General features: G+C 66.3%; 1 pseudogene. It reads left to right on the plus strand.

The features are described 5' to 3' along the window. A pseudogene (locus SB822_RS59190) lies at positions 1-252 on the plus strand (D-alanine--D-alanine ligase); the annotation flags it as partial.

The following is a 252-nucleotide window of genomic DNA, read 5'->3' on the forward strand; positions in this document are numbered from 1 at the left end:
CGAATGCGCGGTACTGGGCAACGAGCACCCCGAGGCCAGCGTCTGCGGCGAGGTGGTGGTGCACGACGAGTTCTATTCGTACGACACCAAGTACATCAGCGAGACCGGCGCCGAAGTGGTGGTGCCCGCGGCGATCGACGAGGCCACCCAGCAGCGCATCCGCGAGGTCGCGCTGGCGGCCTATGCGGCACTGGAATGTGCCGGCCTGGCGCGGGTGGATGTCTTCCTCACCGATGGAGGGAAGATCGTGAT

It is taken from the genome of Paraburkholderia sp. SIMBA_054, assembly GCF_046534875.1.
Classification (GTDB): Bacteria; Pseudomonadota; Gammaproteobacteria; order Burkholderiales; family Burkholderiaceae; genus Paraburkholderia; species Paraburkholderia hospita.